Annotated in this window: 20 protein-coding genes; 1 reads left to right on the plus strand and 19 read right to left on the minus strand. The window is 62.6% G+C overall.

Annotation, left to right across the window (positions count from 1 at the left end; genetic code table 11):
* Positions 1–675 precede the first annotated feature (675 nt).
* The 16 genes from ACM561_RS10255 to ACM561_RS10330 all read right to left on the minus strand — a co-directional run bounded on the left by ACM561_RS10255 (position 676) and on the right by ACM561_RS10330 (position 14,562).
* Positions 676–1,503, minus strand: a complete 828-nt coding sequence (locus tag ACM561_RS10255) for a S1 family peptidase (protein ID WP_425904861.1) — start codon at positions 1,501–1,503, stop codon at positions 676–678.
* A gap of 4 nt (positions 1,504–1,507) precedes the next feature.
* The gene (locus tag ACM561_RS10260; RefSeq protein WP_425904862.1) at positions 1,508–2,140 is read right to left on the minus strand and encodes a hypothetical protein; all 633 of its coding nucleotides are present in this window, start codon (positions 2,138–2,140) and stop codon (positions 1,508–1,510) included.
* 13 nt (positions 2,141–2,153) lie between these two features.
* Positions 2,154–4,514, minus strand: coding sequence for a nitric oxide reductase activation protein NorD (locus tag ACM561_RS10265; RefSeq protein WP_425904863.1), 2,361 nt, complete (start codon positions 4,512–4,514; stop codon positions 2,154–2,156).
* Positions 4,515–4,604: 90 nt separating this feature from the next.
* Complete coding sequence (locus ACM561_RS10270; protein ID WP_425904865.1) at positions 4,605–5,528, minus strand: CbbQ/NirQ/NorQ/GpvN family protein; 924 nt, start codon at positions 5,526–5,528, stop codon at positions 4,605–4,607.
* 19 nt (positions 5,529–5,547) lie between these two features.
* A complete protein-coding gene (locus ACM561_RS10275; RefSeq protein WP_425904867.1) occupies positions 5,548–5,766 on the minus strand; it encodes a hypothetical protein in 219 nt (72 codons plus the stop codon).
* Positions 5,763–6,398: a ParA family partition ATPase gene (gene parA / locus ACM561_RS10280; RefSeq protein ID WP_425904869.1), complete on the minus strand. Its 636-nt coding sequence runs from the start codon at positions 6,396–6,398 to the stop codon at positions 5,763–5,765. Before parA ends, ACM561_RS10275 begins: the two co-directional genes overlap by 4 nt.
* Before the next feature lie 3 nt (positions 6,399–6,401).
* Positions 6,402–6,668, minus strand: a complete 267-nt coding sequence (locus ACM561_RS10285) for a 4a-hydroxytetrahydrobiopterin dehydratase (protein WP_079446739.1) — start codon at positions 6,666–6,668, stop codon at positions 6,402–6,404.
* A gap of 115 nt (positions 6,669–6,783) precedes the next feature.
* Entirely contained in the window at positions 6,784–7,005 is a 222-nt protein-coding gene (locus ACM561_RS10290) for a hypothetical protein (RefSeq protein WP_425904871.1), read from the minus strand.
* Positions 7,006–7,084: 79 nt separating this feature from the next.
* Positions 7,085–7,402 (minus strand): BMC domain-containing protein, encoded by a 318-nt coding sequence (locus ACM561_RS10295; RefSeq protein ID WP_274533958.1) that lies wholly within the window; start codon positions 7,400–7,402, stop codon positions 7,085–7,087.
* 74 nt (positions 7,403–7,476) lie between these two features.
* Positions 7,477–7,773, minus strand: a complete 297-nt coding sequence (locus ACM561_RS10300) for a BMC domain-containing protein (protein WP_009797089.1) — start codon at positions 7,771–7,773, stop codon at positions 7,477–7,479.
* 102 nt (positions 7,774–7,875) lie between these two features.
* The gene (locus ACM561_RS10305; protein WP_309772882.1) at positions 7,876–8,124 is read right to left on the minus strand and encodes a carboxysome peptide B; all 249 of its coding nucleotides are present in this window, start codon (positions 8,122–8,124) and stop codon (positions 7,876–7,878) included.
* A complete protein-coding gene (locus ACM561_RS10310; protein ID WP_079446743.1) occupies positions 8,124–8,381 on the minus strand; it encodes a carboxysome peptide A in 258 nt (85 codons plus the stop codon). The genes ACM561_RS10305 and ACM561_RS10310 overlap by 1 nt, the downstream gene beginning before the upstream one ends.
* Positions 8,382–8,394: 13 nt before the next feature.
* A complete protein-coding gene (locus tag ACM561_RS10315; protein WP_425904873.1) occupies positions 8,395–9,921 on the minus strand; it encodes a carboxysome shell carbonic anhydrase in 1,527 nt (508 codons plus the stop codon).
* A gap of 12 nt (positions 9,922–9,933) precedes the next feature.
* Positions 9,934–12,639, minus strand: a complete 2,706-nt coding sequence (locus ACM561_RS10320) for a CsoS2 family carboxysome shell protein (RefSeq protein ID WP_425904874.1) — start codon at positions 12,637–12,639, stop codon at positions 9,934–9,936.
* 102 nt (positions 12,640–12,741) lie between these two features.
* Positions 12,742–13,068, minus strand: coding sequence for a ribulose bisphosphate carboxylase small subunit (locus tag ACM561_RS10325; protein ID WP_011315232.1), 327 nt, complete (start codon positions 13,066–13,068; stop codon positions 12,742–12,744).
* A gap of 72 nt (positions 13,069–13,140) precedes the next feature.
* The gene (locus ACM561_RS10330; protein ID WP_040673904.1) at positions 13,141–14,562 is read right to left on the minus strand and encodes a form I ribulose bisphosphate carboxylase large subunit; all 1,422 of its coding nucleotides are present in this window, start codon (positions 14,560–14,562) and stop codon (positions 13,141–13,143) included.
* Between the two features lie 245 nt (positions 14,563–14,807).
* On the opposite strand from ACM561_RS10330, the gene ACM561_RS10335 reads away from it, so the two are divergent.
* Positions 14,808–15,788, plus strand: a complete 981-nt coding sequence (locus tag ACM561_RS10335) for a LysR family transcriptional regulator (protein ID WP_425904876.1) — start codon at positions 14,808–14,810, stop codon at positions 15,786–15,788.
* Here ACM561_RS10335 and ACM561_RS10340 read toward each other — a convergent pair.
* The 3 genes from ACM561_RS10340 to ACM561_RS10350 are packed head-to-tail and all read right to left on the minus strand — an operon-like array spanning position 15,729 to position 19,908.
* Entirely contained in the window at positions 15,729–16,055 is a 327-nt protein-coding gene (locus ACM561_RS10340) for a P-II family nitrogen regulator (protein WP_079446747.1), read from the minus strand. The two genes, ACM561_RS10335 and ACM561_RS10340, sit on opposite strands and share 60 nt — an antisense overlap.
* Positions 16,052–19,165 (minus strand): DUF2309 domain-containing protein, encoded by a 3,114-nt coding sequence (locus ACM561_RS10345; RefSeq protein WP_425904877.1) that lies wholly within the window; start codon positions 19,163–19,165, stop codon positions 16,052–16,054. The genes ACM561_RS10340 and ACM561_RS10345 overlap by 4 nt, the downstream gene beginning before the upstream one ends.
* Positions 19,150–19,908 carry a hypothetical protein gene (locus tag ACM561_RS10350; RefSeq protein WP_425904878.1) on the minus strand — a complete coding sequence of 253 codons (759 nt, stop codon included), beginning with the start codon at positions 19,906–19,908 and terminating at the stop codon, positions 19,150–19,152. The genes ACM561_RS10345 and ACM561_RS10350 overlap by 16 nt, the downstream gene beginning before the upstream one ends.

Consider the following 19,908-nt stretch of genomic DNA (forward strand, 5'->3'; position numbering starts at 1 on the left):
ATCGCGTTACCGGGTGGTTCATCGAGATTGGCGCTTGTTTCTTGATTCTAAGCGTTGCATCGAAATAACGTTTAGGTGCTCGACAGTGGAGATTTCAAATGTCCCGGGGCTTTGGCGCGATCCAACGAGCGATACTCGATGCGTTATCGGACAAATTGATCGTCACCCTCTCGACACTTGACCTCGCTCACGTCGTCAACGGCGGGGTGCGCAGTAGGTCGATGATTGCATCAGTTCATCGTGCGCTTCGAACTCTGGAAGCCGTGGGCAAAGTCGTCCGTCTCGATGGGAGATGGGCTCTCGCGTCGCGACAAAGGGAAGCTCGGAGCTTTAGGCGCAGAGGACCTGAGTCGCCTGTGCAGCAGAAAAACGAACGGTTGAAATTGATCTCGAAGATTCTTGGAATGCTAGGATCGTCTCAAGACGGTGAGGTTCTGGCGGCTGCGAAAAAAGCGGAAGCCAAGCGGGTCGAACTAGGTTTGTCTTGGGACGATATCATTCTGGGATCGTCTTATTCGATGAATTAAGAGCAGTGCCCTGACATACCCTCGACCGATCTTTCGCGTTAATTCGGACGAAGTAGCGTGCGCGCCAGTTCATTGACTGTCGACACACGCTGAACAAGCGTCGGGTATGACTCCCGCTGCATTATTGTCGAGCGCCGCGTAGACTACTTCAGTCAGACAGCCATTTCTGTACGTATACGTCGATGAGCTCGCGCACGGATTCGGATTTGATCACCAAGCCGAGGTCGATCATTTCCGCACCGATGAACCCGGACGCGGTCTGCGTCGGTACCGGCCCGGGCACGAGCTGGTTGGCTTCTTCTCGGAAGAATACCTCCGCCACCACGCCAGCAAACCATATCGTACGCGCAGCGTCGCCGCGCGGGCGTAGCGGATCGTCGCGCATCACAAAAACCGGGCTGCCGCTCGATCCGGGATACACCGCGGCGTCGATCAGGAATTGCTTGTGCCCCTCGAAATCGAGCTCCAGCGCCGTGGCGGTGGTGCCCCTGCGCAGGATGGGCATGAGGTTGACCTGATCCCATACCCCACTGGGATAGCCGACGAACAGGACCTCCTCCAGCGCATCGAAGCCCCGCACCGTTGCCGCATCAGGAATGCGCTGGCTGTCGATCGCGTGGTAATACAGCTGCACGCCGAGATCGCGCGCCGCACGCTCGAGCGGCCGCAGCGGCACGATGGCGAGATCGACCGCGGGATCGGGATGGACGAACCACGCCGCGGGGAAGTCGTCGATGTTGAGCTGAAAGCGCTGACCGAATGCCGGCTTACCCTCGCTTGTCTGGGTGAACACCAGGCCGCCGCGGCGCACGCCCTCGACCAGGTGCCGGTTGGTGACGATAAACGGCGTACTGCCCTTAGCGTGGGCGTGGCTGAGGATGAAGGCCGTGCCCGAGCCGGCGCTGCCGTCCTCGAGTTCGGTATCCACTCGCACGGTGGAGAACAGCAGTTTCTTTGCGATAGAGTCGATTTCCATGAGCTCACCCGTGCGGGACGGCGCGCTGGTTCAAGCGCTCTATCGCGGCCACTGCGGCGCGCTGTGCTTCCTCGGCCTCGGCCTCGTTGCCCATCATGGTCAACCGGCCGAAAGAACCGAAGGCTTTGACATCTACCAAGGTGATGTGCGCGGCCTTCTCGGCCTCATTGGCGGCATACATGATATAGCCCGCCGGCTCGACCTCCAGGATGAACATGCTCTTGCCGGGCAGGATCATCGAGCCCTTGCGCAATTGGCGGTTGATCAGCGTGGCGTGGTCGGGCGTGATGGCGCGGATGATCTCGTTCCACGCTATCTTGCAGCGCAGCCGAGAATCCATCGTGGTGTTGAGCTGCCGTAGGATCAATTCACCCGCGGCGAGCACCTCGCTTTGATTGCGGAAGTGGAGCTCCATCGAACCGAAAGCGCGCTCGACGACCTGCTCGCCCATGCGCACGTTGGTTTTCTTCAGCGCAATATCCGAGAGGTTGTGCACCGCCATGCCGGGGGCGACCTCGATCCACATGCAGGCATCACCAGGCACCGGTAGAAAACCTTGCGAGGACGTCGCGATATAGGACGCCAGCTGCGGCTGCAGCGCGTCCATGAACACGTAAGTTCGCAGGGTGATCTTCATCCTCAGCCCACCCTCACCGCGTCAGGCTCATGTAGAGCATGGGCAGTTTTTCCGGCAGGCGCTCAGCCTTATCGATAACAGTGAAGTTCTTTATGCCAAAAATGCGCGACACGTATTGGTCGGCATGCGGATCGAGCGACAGACCATAGACCGTGATACCTTGACGGCTGAGTTCTTCCACTGCGGCCTTAGCATCGTGGCGCAGGTATTTCGGATCGGTGACGTCGTTGTCGGCCGGCTCGCCGTCGGTGACGACAAATATGACACGTTTGCTTCTGGGCTGCAGCGCCAGGTAGTGGGCGGCATGACGCAACGCTGCGCCCATGCGAGTGGAGAGCCGTCCCTTCATCCCCGCCAACCGCGCCTTGGCTACATCGTCATACGGCTGATCGAAATCCTTGAAGCGGTGGTAATGCACATCGTGCCGGCCGTCAGAGCAAAACCCATGGATGGCAAACGGATCACCGATACGATCCAGCGCACCTGCCAGCAATACCGTGGCGGCGCGCGTAAGGTCCATCACTGTGTAGTCGTGGCCGCGCACCTTTTCGTTGGACGATTCGGACATATCCAGCAGCACCAGCACCGCCAGATCGCGCAGCGCTCGCTTGTAGCGCATCATGATGCGCGGATCGTGCTGCTGGCCGATGCGAATATCAATCATCGCTCGCACCGCGGCGTTGATGTCGATCTCGTCGCCATCCTCCACGTGACGAATGCGCTGCATACCTTGCGGCACCATCGACTCGATCAGGAACTTGAGCCGCGAGATCACCGGCTTGTGCTCTAGGATGATACCCTCGATCACCTCCAGTTCGCCCATCACCGGGTGGTACTCAAGCAACGTCACCCAGTTTGGACGCTCGAGCTGGATCTGATAGTCCCACTCGGGATAGTGGAAAGGCTCGGAGACCGGCGGACGGCCTTCCAGCGAGTTGATGCTGACGTTCTCCTGATCGAGATAGAACTCGGTCGGAAGCTCCCAAACCTCCTGCGCATCGTCGCCGGCGAACTCAACGTCCACCTCGTTGACCATTTCCATCACGTTGACTTTTTTGCGCACCTGCTGGCGGGTCTCCCAGGTGGCAGCCATCACCTGCGCCTCGTCGTATTCCTCCAGAAACCAGACGGCGCGATTGTCATCACGATAGATGGCGCTGAGCGCATCCGTAAGCTTGTTGTAGGTAGGCAGGTCGAGTTCGAACAGGCGGTGCGATAAATCCACGCCCAAATTCCAGCTCACCTGATTGCTGTCCAGATCAGACTGGGCACGAAACGCGGCCACACCCTGCTGCACAAACGGATGCGGGTCGGTCGCGTTGAGATCGAGCAAGGCGCGGGCGAGACGATCAAGCAACTCCCCCACGGTCTGCGGCTGGGCCGAATAGTCAAACACCGGATGCAGCGCCAACCAGGCTTGGCGCATCCCGGGGAATTTGCGAATCGCCAATTCCTCCACCCGCGCATCCTCGAACAGCTCGATCAGCGCCATCTGCACCGGCAACAGCTGCTGCATCGAAAGCGGTGTCTGCGTGAATACAAGATGCGCAGCGCAATGGTTGATAGCGGCGCGGTAGACCTCAAGCGCACTAACGATCCGTTCGGGCGCGGTCGCATCGCCCTCGGGTTTATAGTCGTCATAGGCGTCTGCGATGTGGATGACATAATGCTCGATGTACGGCCTGAGCCCTTCGCGGCTCTCGTAATCGCCGGCGGTTGGGCGCAGAAAAAAATCGCGGCCCCAGATCGCACGCATGTAGATGTTGAGCCGCCGCTGGATGTCGACGAACAGCGTGCCTTTGCGCTCTTGCTGCAGCACGGCCATCGCATCGGCGCTCTGCAGTCCGAAATACGTCGCCTGCCCTTCGAAATCCGCCTTGTACGCCTGCGCCCCCCATTGCACCCAGCGGCGCAAGCCACCCAGCGTGAGCTGGCTGAGCAGACGGTCGAGATTTTCCAGCATCGGCCGCAGGCCGCGCGGAGCCTGCGCCAGCACGATCTCGAGCACATTGAGGTATTGGCGAAACAGTTCGGCATCACCCACTCGGTGGGCTGCGAGCGGCGCGGTGCTGGCGATCAGCGCCAGTACCTGCCCCGAGGTTTTGGATGCCATGCTCAACAGGAAGTTGACCAGATCTGGCAGCACCTCCTCGCCGATGGCACGCCCGACCTCCGGCATGGACTGGATGAAACTCACCACCAGGTCTTCGCCGCGACCAAGCTCATGCAGCGCCACCGCGCCTTTGAGATAATTATCCAGTCCGCGCGGGCTGAGGGTGCGCGCAGCCTCGTTCCAGGAGGCGCGCAACAATTCTTGCGCACGGCCGGGCAGTTCGTCGAGAAGCTCCTGGAATTCGTCTAGGTGGATGGCCATGATGTGTAAGTTCGGACTGCCCTGGTAATTCTAGCCCGGCCGACCTCTCGTTTCCTTTCTCACCTCTCGCCCGCAAGCCGTCGGAGACGCTTAGAAATATGTCGTCACCGCGGAATCGAGCGCGTTGCGCATATCGGGATCGTCGGTGATGGGGCGCACCAAAGCCACGCGGCAGGCGGCCAGCGGCGCGACGCCGCGGGAAATCAGCGAGCCGGCGTAGATCAGCATGCGAGTCGAGATGCCCTCGTCCAGCCCATGGCCTTTGAGGTTGCGCGCATGTTCGGCGATGTGGACCAGCTTTTTTGCCGCTTCCAAGTCGACGCCGCTCTCGTGCACGACGATCTCGGCCTCGACCTCGTGCTCAGGGTAGTTGAAGTCCAGCGCGCCGAACCGCTGCTTGGTCGACTGCTTCAGATCCTTCATGAGCGACTGGTAGCCGGGGTTGTAAGAGATCACGACCTGGAAATCCGGATGCGCTTCGACGATCTCGCCCTTTTTCTCGAGCGGCAGAATGCGCCGCGCGTCGGTCAGAGAGTGGATCACGACCGTGGTGTCCTGACGCGCCTCGACCACTTCGTCGAGATAGCAAATTCCGCCGAAACGGGCCGCCATGGTCAAAGGTCCGTCCTGCCAGCGGGTGCCGTTGGCGTCGAGCAAAAAGCGGCCGACCAGATCGCTGGCGGTCATGTCTTCGTTGCACGCCACGGTGACAAGCGGCTTGCCGAGTTTCCACGCCATGTATTCGACGAAGCGCGTTTTGCCGCAGCCTGTCGGGCCCTTCAGCATCATCGGCATACGGACCGAATAGGCGGCTTTATAAAGCTCGATTTCATCGGCTACCGCGCGGTAGTAGGGCTCCTTGGCGACGCGGTAAGCGTCGAGCCCGGCCGTAGCACCGGCCGTATCCGTCACGGCGCGGGGGACCACGCCGCTCGGCGTAGGGGAATCCGCAGGCACGTGGAAGGCTGGGTTTCGTCGCGGAAGGTAGCCGCGCCTGGTGAGATCGTCACGCATGATCGGGTTCCTGGAAATCTCAATCCGGCCAAATGCGGTCGGGGAACAATTCGTGCTTACTATCCGGCGGCTCGGCCGCCAGTGATTCTGTAGGGGCGCGCTTGGCGGTAGCGGCCTTGGCAGTGGTCGAAGCCGAGCGCGGCGTCTTGCGGGTCTCGGTCTTTTCTTCAGGGGTAGGCTCCGCGCCAGTCTTGGCCTGACGGACGCTGCTGGCGAGCTTGTCTTTGATGCTGGTCATGCAAGAATCTCCTCTATGAGGCCTTCGATCTCCGCGACCGCACTTTGGCCGCGCGCCCCTAGTTGGTATGCCGATACGCCCTCAAGCGCAGCGGTCTTGTAAATGCCGCGGCGGCGCACCGGGGTACGCATCACCGGCAGGCCGAACTCGGCCAGCGCCTCCTGCATCGCCGCCGATAGCGCGCTACGCGCCTCGATCTGATTCGGCAGCAGGTAGGCTCGGAGCCCCGGATTGAGTCGCCGAGCCTCATCGATATCCTGCGGTAGCCGCAGGCTGGCCCACAGATCCATCGGCGAAGGCAGCACCGGAATGACAGCCACGTCGCAGCTTTGCAGCGCCAGCGCCGCCGCACGGCTCTCGACCGCTGGCGGACAGTCCAACACGACGAACGGATAGGCGCGAAAGTCCCGCCGCAGATCGACCGCGCTCACGCCCACGCGCAAGTGCTTGACCGTGGCCGGAAAGGATTGCGTGCCTGCCGCGGCCCATTGCGTGGCCGAGCCCTGCGGATCCAGATCCACCACAACCGCCGATGCACGCCGCGCCAGCCCCGCGCCGAGATGCATGGCCACGGTGGTCTTGCCGGCGCCGCCTTTCTGGTTGATCACCGCGATGACCAGTGGCCCGCCCATCGCTCACTCCCCGCGCTCGGCCAGAGCAGCGATACGCCCGGCGAATTGTTCGTCCTCGGCGCTCAATGCGGCGCCGTCGGCCGCCCCGATCGTAATGTTGACGTAGGTGGTGCCGAAGTTGATGTTCTGCGGATGGCGCTGAATCTCCTCGGACAGCGCCGACAGCGCGTCGAGGAAGGCGCGGGTCTGCGCATATTGCGCAAACGCAAAGCGACGAAACAACGTCGGCGGCTTGTCGCGGCGCTCCCAACCTTGGAAATCATCAGTCATGGGCGTCCTACCCCGGTTCGATCTGGGTTACGTGATCGAGATGCGCTAGCGCCTCCTGTAGCAAGGCTTCGAATAGCGACGCGGTGTCGTTACCGCGCAGCCGACGGCGCGTACGTCAACGCGTCGACAACTGCAGAGTCTCGACCCGAACCGTTGTCCAGCCCAGCCGCGCCGCGGGCAACTGCCCGCCGCAAGGTGTCATACCCAACAGGACCTGCCGCGCCATCAAACGCTCGGCATGACCCGGTCGCTCCGGCTCGGCGCGCCGCTTGCGTGCCAAATTTTCGGCATCTCCCCAGAAGCGTGCGAGCATGCTTGGACGAGATACTTGCTGCACGCCGCCAACTCTTGATTGAGCGCGCGTGCGAGCCAGCCAGGGTTCGCCGATCGATCGCCACGACGTCCTCCGCGCAGGATCAGCTGCGGGTGGACGTGAGCTCGGCGTCGCGACCGCCGCGGCTACCGCCGTTGACCTCGGGTTGGGTCGGCAAGATACCCTCGACCTCGTTATGCACTCGCGCGATGATGTGCGCGGCCACCAAGCCATCGCCCACGCGCTCGCACGCGTCAGCCCCGGCACGCACCGCCGCGTTGACCGCACCGGTTTCGCCGCGCACCAGCACGGTGACGTAACCGCCGCCCACAAATTGCCGGCCGATCAGCCGCACTTCGGAGGCCTTGGTCATCGCGTCGGCCGCCTCGATCGCGGGTACCAACCCGCGGGTTTCAATCATGCCCAGGGCAATGCCGTTCACGTGTGTTGCCATGTCGTTGTCCTTCCAATTACCAGCAGGAGAAAAAGCCGAGCTTAAGCGCTCGGCGATTTCGGCAGAATGCCTTCGACCTCGCTGTGCACGCGGGCAATGATGTGCGCGGCCACCAGACCGTCGCCTACGCGCTCGCAGGCGTCAGCCCCGGCACGCACCGCCGCGTTGACCGCACCGGTTTCACCACGCACCAGCACGGTGACGTAGCCGCCCCCGACGAACTGACGCGAGATCAAACGCACCTCGGCAGCCTTGGTCATCGCGTCCGCCGCCTCGATCGCGGGAACCAGTCCGCGAGTTTCAATCATGCCCAGCGCAATACCCATTGTTTCAGCCATCTGTTCACTCCTTGTTGTGTCGAAATAAAAGAATCACAAGCCAGTCACTGCACCCTGGCGCCCGCTACGCGCGCGCCGTTTTGCTCTTTGCTCACCGCGTCATCACTCCTCCTCCCAGCCATCAATGATGCCGCAGATAGTCAGGTCGGTAGCCACTGTTCGATCAGGCATGGCCATACGTGCGGCTGTGCCGGCAGCAGTGAATACCCACTTGCCAGGCGGCGTCCCGACCGGGTCGGTCGCCACCGATAGTTCTCCCTTCTGGCCCCTCAAAATCCGAAGCGAAGCAGAGTTCATCTCTGGCACACGCCGGGTGCAGACCAATTCATCGACCACGCGCCAGACTTCCATCACGCCACCTCCGGATTCCAATGGTCGATGATACCGACGATGGTCAGATCGGATGGATAATCCCTGGCCCCTGCCGCGTCGCGCGCCGCGGAGGACCCGACACAAATCACCCAGTCGCCCGGGATGCAGCCGACGGCATCGACCGCGACGCTGCGCGGTCCATTCGGCGTTTCCTGCACGACAAGCAGCGGACGATGACCCATGGCATGGATGCGATTGGTCGACACGAGGGTGGTACTTACACGCATGATCTTCATGGCTCATACGTCCTCAATGATCATCGACAGCGTCGTCGGCGACGAAGGCGCAGCGCTCGTCGCCGCCACGTTCGCTCACCGCAATCGCGCAATTGAGTAGACCCCGGGCGGCCAGATCGGGGTAACGCGACTCGATCGCATCACGCACCCGCCGCCCCCGCGCAATCGCCCGCTCACGCGACTGAGGAATCCGCACATCGTATTCGAAATGCACCAAGACCGGCACGGGCAGGCCGTGCGCGACATTAAGCTTCGAGAAGATATTGATCCCGACATCCATGTCGGGCGCGCCTTCCTCGATCGTATTGAGGTGAGCGAAATAAAACAGATTGCGCAATTGCAGCGGCCGCAGCGCTTCACCGGCAACGATGCATTCCTCGTCGTGACCGATTGTCGCGTAGCGCCCGGTGTGGTGCTTGATGACGTACTCGACCTGCGACAGGTTGGCCTCAGCCAGCGCCAGCACCAGGCGGCGCATACCATCGTGCATACGGCCGTTGCCCTGGCCCCAGCCACCCATGCCCTCGGCATCGGCAACGATCCCGGCGATACGCGCCCGCGCGGCATCGGGCGCTAGCCCGATGGTGTCGCGGTAGACCTGCGCGGTTTCGAAGTAGCGGTGCGCGTTAAGCTCGCCGAATCCATCGGGCAGATGGATGCGCAGCGCATCCAGATCCGTGTCAACGCCGATAAGCAGCACATCTGGCGCGGCGCCCGAACCGAAAGTCTGGTCGATCGCCGTCCGCAACTCATTCTGCAGGCGGTGCAGCGCCGCCTCGGTGGCCTGACGGTCGTTGCTGCCGTGAGCAGCGCAACCCTGGCCGTCGGGCGAGGAACTGCTGAAATGATAGACGGCGATCTTGAGGTAGTTCAGGCGGTCACCATCGACCATAGCGCCCGACAGTCGCTCGACTTCGCGCTGCGCCCAGTCTGATACATCGACGTCGACATCGAACAGTGCGCCGGCATACGCCTTCACCCGTACATTTGGCCCGGGCAACATGCGCAGCACATAGGGGCTGACGCCCTGGAGCCGGCCGTCGGAACAAGGGCTGATGTCCACGGTGTGGTAGCCGCACGAACGAAGGAAGTTCTCATCGAGCGGCAAGCGTTGGCGCCAACCGGCCTGCTCGGTCGACGCATTTTCAACACTCGACTTCAGAGCGCTGAATATGCAGCGCGAATGCAGTGCGGACAAATCCAGCCCGCACACCCAAGCGTCCTCGAGCACCTGCGACGGCAGATCGAAACCGAGTTGCTCGTGGGCAAGCTGCTGCGCGCGCTCCGTGAAATTTCCGTCGTGCTGATACGTCGAGATATGTTTGAGCACGTCGACGATGCGGGTAAAACGCGAGCGCACGGTTCGCTCGTAATCGAACAGCATGCGATTGAGATCGCGATCAACCAGCGCATGCTCGCACATCTGCCCGCCGCCGATCATACACGCCGGATGATCGGGCATGGCCGTCGCCTCGGGAGCCGCCACAGCAACTGGGCTGGCTTCTCGTCGCAGGGCCTGAAGGCGTTTGCGCGTGTTCATATCCGGCGATCCTCAGCCGCGCGCCCCGCCGGAGACGGTCACCACGGCGCCACCACGGGTGTTCCCCGCAGAACCCGTAATCACCGAGTCTGGCACTTCCGGCCGCTCGACTCCGCGAAACGTCACGGCACTAACCCCGACTCCACGCGGCTGGCCACGCATAGAAGGATTGCGCGCAAGGCTGGACGAACCCTCAGTACCAGTGACACGGCTGTTACCGTCCCAAGCATCTCCCGAGACGCGCCGACCCTGCTGACTGCCTTCGCCGCTCAAACGACGCGCAGCAGGAAGCGAATGCTCTTCGTCACGCGGACGGCGCGATTGGTCGCCGTGCCGGAATTCCGGTGTGCCGGTGATCAGGCCATCGGCCTTGTTGATCGGGCCTGTGATGCGCGAAGTGCCCATACCGCTACCGGTGATAACCTCGGTCTGCCGCTCGCGCGCCTGCCGCGCCGGAATGGTGACGCTGAAATCCCGGGGAGCGGGCGGACGCTGATCCACACCCCGCGAGCGGAAGCGATCACTCATCGCGCATTGTCCGGACGCGATATTGTCCAGCCCGAGATAAGGCGTTCCCGAAATCGGCTCACAAGCGCCACGCTCGTCGCCGGTGACCTGCGACCCGCCCGCGCCCGGCCTATCGCCGGTGACGACGGTGGCCGGAATCACCGCGCTGTCGCGTACCCGCGCAGCCTGTTGCTGACGCTGCGGCGCCTCGCAGAATTCCGTGTACTGCCCCTGACCGATGTATGGGGTGCCACTGATCGGCGCACAGGTCCCGGCCTCGTTTCCGGTGACGTGTTCCGCACGTCCAGCAGCAACGCCCGTGATCGTCTGGCCGCGCAGCGTGGTGTCGACCACGACCTTACTGACCGGCGAGACAACCGGTAACGCCTCGACTGGACATACTGCGGCTAACTGGCGGGTGCCAATGTAGTCCGTGCCGGTGACGGGTTCGCACCCATAAGACTCGTCACCGGACAATTTTGGGCTTGGAGCGACCTCCGAGCCGGTCACCGTACGACCGCGCAGCGTCTGCATCTCCGCCACCTTCTTGGGACTCTGCGTCTGGCACAGCCCCGCGAAATCGGCAGTGGTGTAGTACTGGCTGCCGGTGATGCTGCGGCAGGAACCGACCTCATTGCCGGTTACCTTGGCCGACCGATCGACCGCGGTCCCCGAGACGACCTGTTCGTCGCGAGTGGACATCACGCTGACCTTTCGCGGGCCTCCTCCTGGTGGAGGCGTTCGACAGAAATCGCGAAACTGTTCAACAGTGTGATATTCGGTGCCGGTAATCGAACGGCAGCTTCCAGCCTCGTCGCCGGTCTGCCGTTCGCTGCGGCCAACCACCGTGCCGGTGATAGGCTTACCCGCAGCTGTATGGGTGACTGCCACTTTCGGGGGCGCGTCGTCGGTTTCTCCCTGGCTGTAACGCGTGCCAGTGATAGCGCGATCGGCGCCGTGCTCGACGCCTGTGACGCGGCGCGGACGATCGACCAGCGCACCGGTGACGGTTTGGCCCTTGTCGGTACGGGTGAGCGCCACCTTCCCCAGCGGGGCGGACGGCCGCGTCGAACAGAACTGGTCAAATCGCTCACTCGAAAGATATTCCGTGCCAGTCACGGGACGGCACGCGCCCGGCTCATCGCCAGTGGTCTTGGTAGAGCGCCCCAACGCGGTACCAGTGATGCGTTGCTCGCGCAGCGTGCTGCTGATCGCGACCTTGGGCGCTGTCGGCTCGGGCCGGGTGCCACAGATCGTCTGGAACTGCTCGAAGCCGATATACTCGGTACCTGTAATCGCACGGCAGGAGCCCGGCTCATTGCCGGTCACCTTGGAGGTACGCTCAACCTGGGTGCCAGTGACGGACTGCCCAGAGAGGGTATGCCCCTCCTCGACCTTGGCCGGCGCATCGACCACGTTGCGAGCGCGCACCCGACCGGTCGGGCGCGTACCGGCACCCGACGTCTTGTCGATACGGCCCGCCAGCGCCCGCACCAACCGATGCTGCATCGCGACCTGACGGCCGGTTGCGCCTTTCAGCATGGCACTCTGCCAATCCTGCGCCGGCATCGAAGCGGCGATCCGCGTCGCTTGGGCGATGCGCTTCAGACCCTTTTTGCCATCTTGGTTCAGCGCAGCACGGCGCATTTTGGCGAGCGCACGGCCGGTCGCTTCCGGCGCGTTCACGGCTGCACGCGCGACCGCTGGATTATCGATTTGCACCGCTTCAACATGCGCCGCTTCCTTCCGCTGCGCGCCGCGACTGCAGCCACACTGTCCGCCGCAACTGCATTGCCCGCCGCAGCCGCAACCGCAATCGGAGCCACGCACCTCAGCTTGAGCCGTACGGCTCGGGCGCAAATGCGCCGCCGGACGGGATGCCGCGCCCTGCCCGGCGTTCTTCAACCCGGCCTTCCCAACCGTGGACAGCGCCTGCCGTCGGATTCGCGCCGCGGACTTCGATGTCACCGGTTGATTAAATGCGGCCGATGCAGACGCCACCGCCGATGCGGCCGTAGCAGCACCACCGTGATGCGCGCTAACAAGATGCGCCGCATTTAGCTGCAAGCGGCCGGCAGCGGAATGCTTGACGGTTTGCGCCGTCGAGACGGTCCCGGCCTTGCCGTGACGCGCCATAGCCTGCCGGCGCTGGAGCGCCAGTTCACGGCCGGATAGAGTTGCAGTGGCATGACCGGGGGCGACGTTTGTCATTCGGACCTCAGCACAAAGAACCCGATGAAGGGGCGGCGCCAAAGCGCCGCGCCGCGTTCAAATCATGGGCGCCGAATCGAGTCGGCTCCAGCGCCCACTTCATCAGCGATACACCACGAACGCCATGCCCTGGCTCTGGGCGTAATTGTCGTACGCAACGAAACGCACCATCTGATCCGGAAACTCGCGGTGGCAGGCCTCGATTTCGGCCACCACGGCGTCGACGGACTGCTCGCCGAACAGCGGCAGTTTCCACATGTACCAGTAGCTCGCCTTAGCGGGTGTGCCCTTTTCGGTGTGTTCGACCGCCGGATTCCAACCCTGAGCAATCGCGTGGGCGATCTGACGGCGCACCTGCTCGGGCGTCATCTGCGGCAGATAGGAGAAGGTCTCGTATTTCTTGAGCGAACGGTAAGCTTGAACAGCCATGACTTAGTCCTTTCGATTTTTGCTGGGTGGCGGCGCCCAATGGAGGCGCTGCCAACCCTAGCCGGCGACCGGTTACTTGTTGGCGACGGCGAGCTTGTCCATGGTTTCAAACTCGAACTTGATCTCTTTCCACGTTTCCATGGCGATCTTCAGTTCGGGCGAGTGAGCGGCGGCAGCGGTGAGGATATCCTTGCCTTCCTTCTCCAGATGACGGCCCTCGCCGCGCGCCTGGACGCAGGCTTCGAGCGCCACCCGGTTGGCGTGCGCGCCGGCGGCGTTACCCCAGGGATGGCCCAGCGTACCGCCACCGAACTGCAGCACTGAATCGTCGCCGAAGATCGTGACCAGCGCAGGCATGTGCCAAACGTGAATACCACCCGACGCCACGGCGAAGCCGCCCGGCATCGAACCCCAATCCTGATCGAAGAAGATGCCGCGCGAGCGGTCTTCGGGAACGAAGGATTCACGCAGCAGATCGATCCAGCCCAGGGTGGAAGCACGATCGCCCTCGAGCTTGCCCACCACGGTGCCGGTGTGCAGATGGTCGCCGCCCGACAAACGCAGAATTTTCGTCAACACGCGGAAGTGGATGCCGTGATGTGGGTTGCGATCGATCACCGCATGCATGGCACGATGGATGTGCAGCAGCATTCCGTTGTTGCGGCACCAGTTCGCCAGACCCGCGTTGGCGCAAAGCCCGCCAGCGAGGTAATCGTGCATGATGATCGGAGCGCGGATTTCCTTGGCGTACTCGGCGCGCTTGTACATTTCCTCAGGCGTTGGCGCGGTCACGTTGAGATAGTGACCTTTCCGCTCGCCGGTCTCCTGTTCGGCTTTTTGAACCGCCTCCATCACGAAATCGAACCGATCGCGCCAGCGCATGAAGGGCTGGCTGTTGATGTTCTCGTCGTCCTTGGTGAAGTCCAGACCGCCACGAAGCGCTTCATAGCAGGCGCGGCCGTAGTTCTTCGCGGACAGACCAAGCTTCGGCTTGATGGTGCAGCCCAACAGCGGGCGGCCGTACTTGTTAAGCTTGTCGCGCTCGACCTGGATACCATGCGGAGGGCCGCCGCAGGTTTTCACGTAAGCGATGGGGAAGCGCAAATCTTCCAGACGCAGCGCCCGGACAGCCTTGAACCCGAACACGTTGCCCACCAGCGAGGTGAACACGTTGACAACCGAACCTTCCTCAAAAAGGTCGATGGGATAGGCAATGAAAGCGTAATAACAGGTATCGTCGCCCGGCACGTCTTCGAGGCGATAGGCGCGTCCCTTGTAGTAATCGAGGTCGGTCAGCAGATCGGTCCACACCGTGGTCCACGTGCCGCAGGACGATTCGGCAGCAACCGCTGCCGCCGCTTCTTCGCGATCCACCCCAGGCTGCGGCGTGATCTTGAAACACGCCAAAATATCGGTGTCGAGAGGCATGTAATCCGGCTGCCAGTAGCTCTGCCGATATTGCGTGACGCCGGCCTGGTACGATTTGACTGCCATATTCGAGGACTCCTTCATGCGCGCTTTTGCGGTAAGCGAACTGCGATAAGCGAACGACGGGCGAGGACCTACCGCGGTGCGGTGGCCATCCCCCCACCCGGCCCGGGGATGACGTTCGTGGGTCTCAGCAAGGCCTGTGATTCAGCCAGCCCAGCGATTCACGAGTAAAGAACATAGAAGAGGATGGGCATAAACACTAATTGATATTTTTGATCGAATGTATTAGTATCACTTATGTATCGACCATGCATCTGACCCTGAGACAGCTCCAGATCTTCGACGCTGTGTTGCAACAGCAGAGCTTTACACGCGCGGCCGACGCGCTGCACCTCACCCAGCCAGCGGTCTCAATGCAGATGCGACAGCTGGAAGAGCAGATCGGTGTACCGCTGTTCGACCACGTCGGAAAAAAAATCCACCCAACCGACGCAGGTCGCGAATTGCACCGCCATGCCACGCTCATCGGCGCCAAGATGCACGACCTCGAGTCGGCGATGGAGGAGTTCCGTGGCGTCCATCGCGGAGAACTCGACCTCACCGTGGCGAGCACGGCCAACTACTTCATGCCGAAGCTCATCGCAGCTTTCTGCGCCTGCCATGCCAGGGTGCAGGTGCGGCTGCAGGTGTCCAACCAGACACATATCCTCGAGACGCTCTCGGCGGCGAACCAGGACCTAGCTATCATGGGGCAGCCGCCCGAGGACGGTGAGCTCGTCGCGCGCGCATTTCTCGACAACCCACTAATGGTCATCGCCTCGCCCGAGCATCCACTCGCCGGACGCCGCAAGATTCCGCTGGTGGAATTGGGTCACCAGCCGTTCATTACACGCGAGCCCGGCTCGGGCACGCGTAACGCCGCGGAGCGTCATTTTTCTCGTCTTGGCGTGGAATTCCACTCAGTAATGGAAATGAGCAGCAACGAGGCTATCAAGCAAGCTGTCGAAGCCGGACTGGGGCTCGGCATCCTGTCGCTGCACACCCTGGAATTGGAGCTGGCAATACGCCGCCTGGTCACCCTCGATGTGGAAAGTTTTCCCATCGTGCGGCAATGGTTCGTCGTGCACCGCAAGGGTAAACGCCTATCGGCGGTGGCGCAGTCCTTCCTGGCGTTCATCACCCAGCAAGCGCGGCCGCTGGCCTCGCCCAAGCATCCGCAGCAATTCCGCTCACGCCATGAACTTGACCAGGCGACCGACCTGGATGTCGCTGACGAAAAGCACTCCTGAATGGGCCTCGAAAAACGGCTGGAAACCCTCGAGCAGCGGATCGAACAGGCTTTGCGGCACGGCGGCGATGATCATGATGAGAACGTCATCTTCATTGAACATCAAGTGCCCTTCGTACATGCCGTGGGCGCCCTTCCCGGATAGATTGCCGATGATGGTGTAGCCCTTGACCCCAGCGCGATCGAGCAAGTCGGTGGCGAATTCCCTGTGCTCGCCTTGGAGAATGATTTCCAGCTTTTTCAGCGGATGCAGTTTGATCTCGTTCATGCGGAGTGTTCCTTCTCGGCAGGAGCAATCAGAGCCGGACGCTCTTCCCACTGGCCATTGTTGAAGACAAAAGGCTTGTAACCCTGAGTGGGGTCGATGACGATGGCGCGAATCCACCCGCCAAGCACCAGACTCTTGACCTTGACCACGCGTTCCAGCACACGGCCGGCAAAGTCCAGCGGCGCCTCGATCAGCGCGATCAGGCGCATCGGCTCGTGGTAAGGACGTCCCTCGCGCATGACCGTCTGCATTGGCAGGCCGGTCCGCAGATCGCTCAGGTTACCGGTCATCACGCCGAAGCGTCCGGACACATTGTGGTAGACCTTGCTGCCGCTGCCCAGATGGGCATTGTCCACGGTGGAGAAGAAGTGTTCGAGGTTGATCCACTGGCCCACCACCACCGGGGCAGCGAGCAGATTTTCCAGCAGCCGGCCCTTGGGGTCGCAGCGCCAGTCGTAAGATAACAGAAAGGCGGTGCCCTTCAGATCCGCGTTTTCGGTGAGCGCGCGCCGGCCGACGACGCCGTATACGTTCCCCGACAGCCCCCACTCCGGCCGAACCTGCGCCCAATCCACCGCCAGACGGTTCGCCAGGCGCCAGGCTTCCGCCGGCTCGATCGCCTTCGCCTCCGGCAACAGCTTGGGCATGCGCTCGGCCGCCGTCAGGCGCGAGGCCGCGCGCAAGCCTTCGCGCAGGCGGTCCAGGTACACCAGATGGCGCGGCGGCAGCAGGTCGAGGTCGGACAACTCGATGGCATCCGTGGTGGTGACGTGCAGCGCGGGCATGAACCAGGTGTCTTCCGGGATGGTGATGCCCATGGCCGCCAGCCGCTCGCGCACCGCAGCCTTGTTGGCCATCTGCGCGAACACCCGGGCATTAACCAGACCGCTCGCGCCACCGCAGGCGCCGCAGTCCAGCGCCGACTCGTAGGGGTTGTTCTCGGTCTTTCCACCGTGGCCGACAACGAGCACGAAGCGCGAGAAGGTATGGGTCAGCCCGATCATTGTCAGGGCCGTGTGCACATAGTTAACCTGCTCCTCGAGCGAGTAACCTATGCGTCCCAACCGCTCGAGCTGATGATTGGTGTAGTCGGCATCGACACCATATGCCTCACGCAGCTTCTCGATGAACTCGACCTCCTGCGTCTGAGGCACGCGGAACTCCGTGCGCAACCGCGTCGGCCCGTCGCGGTGGCGTAGCGCGATTTCGCGCAGTTCGCGGATCATGTCGTCATCCACCCGCTCGCGCTCGATTTTCAGTTCCTCATGCAGCGCCTTAACGATCATCGCTCGCTGCAGCGTGCGAATGATGGAGTCGGCCTGCTCGCGGGTGAGCTTGTCCACCAACAAGCGGGTGACCGGCTTTTCTGTATCGATGCGGCTGCGCCAGCGATTGTAGGCCAGCGGCGCCAGGGTTTTGCCGAACAGGTCCAACCCGAACAGCATACCCACCGCCTCCACCGTGACGTAAGGCGAGAGCACCGATTTCTTGAGATCGTGCAGCGCATGGCCGAGGGTAGTGAGGAAATCTTCGTTGTTGGGATCTAGTGCGGCGGGCAGCTCCAGCACCAGGTTCTTGGGTGTGATCACCGCCGGACAATAGTGACTCTCGCTGCCCTTGCCGTAGCCGAGGAAGCCCACGGGGACACCGAAGAATCCGGCGATGCCGAAGGTCTGGTAATTTCCCACGCGCTCCAGGTGGCGGCGGATAGGCTCGGCGCGCACGTCGATGCAGAACCAGGCCTGAGCGAACGGCGCCTTTTCGGACGGCGAGTCCTGCGGCGCTTGCACTTGCGTAAGCAGCTTGTCGATGGACTGCGCCTCCATCGCCAGGGTCCACACCATGCCTTCCTGCTGCGCGAACTCCCGCAAGCCCTGCAACAGACCCGCGACGTCCTCCGGCGTCAACGCATCGAGCGCCGCGGTGGCATTCGCCACGGTGGCCAGTTCGCGCAACGCAGCGGCTTGTTCATGCCCAAGTTGAGTATGCCACAACGGCCAGTAGCGTTGCAGGAGATCATGGCAGCGGGTGCCGTTGCCGCGCGACAGCGTGTCGTCGATACGCTGCGCCCAATCGGGCAACACCTCGCCACTGTGCAGCGCATAGCGCAGTACGCTTTCCGCGCCGCGTTCGCGCAACACGCTATTGAGCTGTTCACGCCGGACCGGCGTGCCGCGACTGCGCGCGCTCTCCTGCAGCAGCGCCAAGCCCATTACGAGGCGGATCGCCAGAAGATCGACGATGTCGGCGGGGTACTGCTGCGCCCAATAGTAGTGCTTGGCCGACGCGCGCCAACGCACAAAGCCGGTCCAGCCATGCAACCGGGTGAGCACGCGCGTGAAGTAGATCGGCCAAGTATCGGCGCTGATGCCCATCTCCTCCATGACGTACACGACGGCGCTCTCGGCGTCCTGCACCAGATCGAGAATGCGTGGCATGTGCAGCCCGCGCAGGAACATACGCGCATTGCGCCGCGTGAGCTCGCTCCAGGCAACGAACAGGCCGCGCTCGCGCCCGGGCATACGCCAGGCAGACTGGTCTTCGTCGAAAAAATCCAGGCAGTTTTTGATCACCAGTTCGTCGAGTTCGTCGGCCAGGCCGGTGCCCCACATTGCGTCGACCGCCTCGGGCAATGTGCGCGCGTGCAGACGCTGCTCAAGATCCGGCAGCAGCGCCGCAACATCGACAGCCTCCGCGGAAGACGGCCGGCCGTGCAGCGCGGCGTGAACGTCCTTCGCCCGCACGCCTCGCACCACCACGTCGCGGTCATGCGGCAACTGCATCAGCGCGTGTAGCCAGCGAGGCCAGTCGATGCCCGGCACCGAAGGCAAGTCCTGCGACCGTCTCCCGATTTCCTCGGTGAGCGTATCCTTCCGTACTTTGCCGTCGCGCTGCCACTGCTGATAGTTGCTGCGCGGCAGGAACATGCGCGCGTGGAATAGCTCGGCACCGCGGCGCACTGCCTGTTCGAACGGCATGTTCTCGAGGCCGTAGAGCGGGTTGTGGTGAATGAAGGTACGCATCGGCCAGAAAAACGGCACCGGCTCACCCGCCACATAGGCGGTCGAGCGTACCCGCAGACGCCGGCCGAGGTTCAATGCATCCACCATGACCATCCTCCGATCGAACCCAGCACTGCGGCAACGGCTACGAGCATCAGCAACAGGCCAGTGCTGAGTGACAAGTCAACTGCGCCCGCCGGGCGCGGCCATTCTTTCCCGAACAGGCCGTGCTGCCACAAGATTGCGGCCGCCCAGCTCCACAGCAACCACACCGCAAGCACGACAGCCGCCAGACCAGCGGGAATCTGCTTCAGCACCGCAAACATGGCGAAGAACCCGGGGAAAGGAGGTGCAGCCAGAGCCGCGAGCAAGGTCAGCACCAAGGCGCAGGTCAGGCGCGGAAAGGCCGGACCGATGCGCCCACGCAGTCCGAGATACGCCCCTCCGAGACGTTGGCTCAGGTTGGAGCCGAGAACCATCAGCACCGCAGCGGGGATTGTCACCGCTAGAGCCACGAACACGAGGGCCTTACCGTGCAGACCGTGCAGCCACGCCAGCCACACCAGCGGCCAAGCGGAGGTGGCCTGCAGCCGCGCCCAGATGAACACCTCCTGCACTGCAAGCAACCGCCATGCATAGAGCAGCGCGGTGAACGCCGCCAATAGTTGCAGGGGAGCTATGTATTGCTCGGGTGGCGCGGCCGCCCGGTCGAGCAACAGCACGCCCGCAATGGGAAACGCCACAAGCACCGGAGCGCGCAACCACATGGGTAGCGCCTGGAGCCCGGCATTGAACAACATGCTCAGGGGAAACAGCGGCAGCAGGATCAAGGCAAGGAGCAGAGCGATCAT

Origin of the sequence: Nitrobacter sp. TKz-YC02 (assembly GCF_049852135.1) — a bacterium.
GTDB classification, from domain to species: Bacteria; Pseudomonadota; Alphaproteobacteria; order Rhizobiales; family Xanthobacteraceae; genus Nitrobacter; species Nitrobacter vulgaris.

Excerpts from the sequence above, each read along its gene's own strand:
- ACM561_RS10325 (WP_011315232.1), bottom strand. The coding sequence starts at position 13,068 with ATGGCTGTTCAAGCTTACCGTTCGCTCAAGAAATACGAGACCTTCTCC.
- ACM561_RS10255 (WP_425904861.1), bottom strand. The coding sequence starts at position 1,503 with ATGGAAATCGACTCTATCGCAAAGAAACTGCTGTTCTCCACCGTGCGA.
- ACM561_RS10275 (WP_425904867.1), bottom strand. The coding sequence starts at position 5,766 with ATGACCAGCATCAAAGACAAGCTCGCCAGCAGCGTCCGTCAGGCCAAG.
- ACM561_RS10285 (WP_079446739.1), bottom strand. The coding sequence starts at position 6,668 with ATGACTGATGATTTCCAAGGTTGGGAGCGCCGCGACAAGCCGCCGACG.
- ACM561_RS10260 (WP_425904862.1), bottom strand. The coding sequence starts at position 2,140 with ATGAAGATCACCCTGCGAACTTACGTGTTCATGGACGCGCTGCAGCCG.
- ACM561_RS10295 (WP_274533958.1), bottom strand. The coding sequence starts at position 7,402 with ATGATTGAAACCCGCGGGTTGGTACCCGCGATCGAGGCGGCCGACGCG.
- ACM561_RS10340 (WP_079446747.1), bottom strand. The coding sequence starts at position 16,055 with ATGAACGAGATCAAACTGCATCCGCTGAAAAAGCTGGAAATCATTCTC.
- ACM561_RS10345 (WP_425904877.1), bottom strand. The coding sequence starts at position 19,165 with ATGGTGGATGCATTGAACCTCGGCCGGCGTCTGCGGGTACGCTCGACC.
- ACM561_RS10320 (WP_425904874.1), bottom strand. The coding sequence starts at position 12,639 with ATGACAAACGTCGCCCCCGGTCATGCCACTGCAACTCTATCCGGCCGT.
- ACM561_RS10305 (WP_309772882.1), bottom strand. The coding sequence starts at position 8,124 with ATGGAAGTCTGGCGCGTGGTCGATGAATTGGTCTGCACCCGGCGTGTG.
- ACM561_RS10270 (WP_425904865.1), bottom strand. The coding sequence starts at position 5,528 with ATGCGTGACGATCTCACCAGGCGCGGCTACCTTCCGCGACGAAACCCA.
- ACM561_RS10315 (WP_425904873.1), bottom strand. The coding sequence starts at position 9,921 with ATGAACACGCGCAAACGCCTTCAGGCCCTGCGACGAGAAGCCAGCCCA.
- ACM561_RS10265 (WP_425904863.1), bottom strand. The coding sequence starts at position 4,514 with ATGGCCATCCACCTAGACGAATTCCAGGAGCTTCTCGACGAACTGCCC.
- ACM561_RS10330 (WP_040673904.1), bottom strand. The coding sequence starts at position 14,562 with ATGGCAGTCAAATCGTACCAGGCCGGCGTCACGCAATATCGGCAGAGC.
- parA (WP_425904869.1), bottom strand. The coding sequence starts at position 6,398 with ATGGGCGGGCCACTGGTCATCGCGGTGATCAACCAGAAAGGCGGCGCC.
- ACM561_RS10300 (WP_009797089.1), bottom strand. The coding sequence starts at position 7,773 with ATGGCTGAAACAATGGGTATTGCGCTGGGCATGATTGAAACTCGCGGA.
- ACM561_RS10310 (WP_079446743.1), bottom strand. The coding sequence starts at position 8,381 with ATGAAGATCATGCGTGTAAGTACCACCCTCGTGTCGACCAATCGCATC.
- ACM561_RS10350 (WP_425904878.1), bottom strand. The coding sequence starts at position 19,908 with ATGATCGCTCTGCTCCTTGCCTTGATCCTGCTGCCGCTGTTTCCCCTG.
- ACM561_RS10335 (WP_425904876.1), top strand. The coding sequence starts at position 14,808 with ATGCATCTGACCCTGAGACAGCTCCAGATCTTCGACGCTGTGTTGCAA.